This is a genomic window from Microcystis sp. M53602_WE12 (genome assembly GCF_030065455.1).
Taxonomy (GTDB): domain Bacteria; phylum Cyanobacteriota; class Cyanobacteriia; order Cyanobacteriales; family Microcystaceae; genus Microcystis; species Microcystis aeruginosa.
On record NZ_JASJFB010000835.1, the window covers coordinates 1 to 1,730 of the forward strand.

The 1,730-nt window shown below is 41.6% G+C and carries 1 protein-coding gene; it reads left to right on the forward strand.

Features of this window, described 5'->3' with window-relative positions; genetic code table 11:
* Positions 1-189: 189 nt before the first annotated feature.
* Complete coding sequence (locus PX482_RS25600) at positions 190-1,509, forward strand: aminopeptidase P N-terminal domain-containing protein (protein ID WP_002762536.1); 1,320 nt, start codon at positions 190-192, stop codon at positions 1,507-1,509.
* Positions 1,510-1,730 lie beyond the last annotated feature (221 nt).

Sequence of the window (1,730 nt, forward strand, 5' to 3'; positions counted from 1 at the left end):
GCTTATACATACCTTGAGAATCAAGCCTTTCCCAATAAGTAAACGCTGTCGCGTTAGTTTAGATTCTGGTCGCAATTCATCGTTACGTTAATTTCTGGTATATTTTTAATTAAGGAGAAATTTAACGGGAGTCCTCTTGCTTCATTTAGATAGACTATAGGACTTATTGTGACATTTTTAGGAATATCTATGGGCATCGATCGCAGAGAGTTTCAGCAGCGTCGTCAGCAGGTAATGGAAAAAATCGGCCATGGAACCGCAATTTTTCGCAGTGCGCCCATGGCGGTCATGCACAATGACGTAGAATACACCTATCGTCAGGATAGTGACTTTTTTTACCTGACAGGATTTAATGAACCCGATGCGGTGGCGATTTTAGCACCCCATCACCCCGAACATCAGTTTATCCTGTTCGTACAGCCAAAAGACCCGGAAAAAGAAACCTGGACCGGCTATCTCCACGGTGTGGAAGGAGCAAAGGAGATTTTTGGTGCTGATGAGGCCTATTCTATCCAAGAATTGGAGGAAAAATTACCCCAATATCTCGAAAAAGCCGAAAGAATTTATTATCATCTCGGACGGGACAAAACTTTTAATACAAACGTTCTTAATCACTGGCAAAAATTAATCGCCACTTTTCCCCGTCGCGGCACTGGACCGACTGCTTTAGAGGATACTAATTTTATTCTCCATCCTTTGCGCTTGCTGAAAACCGCAGCCGAATTGGACAATATTCGCAAAGCCACCGCTATTTCGGCCCAGGCACATAATCGGGCCAGAGAATTCACCAAAGTTGGTCACTACGAGTATCAAATTCAAGCGGAAATTGAGCATACTTTTCGCCTAGAAGGGGGTATGGGTCCTGCTTATCCTTCTATTGTTGCTAGTGGTGCTAATGCCTGTATTCTGCACTATATCAACAATGATCGCCAAGTACAAGAAAATGAGCTTTTATTAATTGATGCCGGTTGTGCCTACAATTACTATAACGGTGATATTACCCGCACTTTTCCCGTTAATGGTAAATTTACCCCCGAACAAAAAATTATCTATGAAATTGTTCTGGAAGCTCAACTAAAGGCGATTGAAGTGGTGAAAACTGGTAATCCTTATAATCTTTTTCATGACACAGCCGTGAGGACAATTGTGGAGGGATTAGTGGATTTAGGGCTATTGGTCGGCGACATTGATGAGATAATTAAAGAGGAAAAATATAAGCCTTTTTATATGCACAGAACTGGCCATTGGTTAGGATTAGATGTCCATGATGCGGGAGGTTATAAAGTTAACGAAGAAACTTGGCAAACTTTGCAGCCTGGTCATGTTTTAACCGTGGAACCGGGGATTTATATCTCCCCCGATATTAAACCTGCTGAAGGACAGCCGGAAGTGCCAGAAAAATGGCGGGGTATCGGTATCCGTATCGAAGATGATGTGTTAGTTACTGCCACAGGAAATGAGGTTTTAACTGCAACGGTTCCCAAAAAAGTTGAGGATATCGAATCTTGAGTAAAAAGCTAGGTGTTAAAAATTGTCAGTTTCCCCCTAACCCTAGGGTTGATTCATAGTAGGGTTGATTCATAGTAGGGTTGATTCATAGTAGGGTTGATTCATAGTAGGGTTGATTCATGGTAGGGTTGATTCATGAATCAACCCTACCCCCCTTAAGGAGATTCAATTAAGTTTTTTCTAGAGATTATTATGGTTGTCACCAAAGAAAAATTATATAC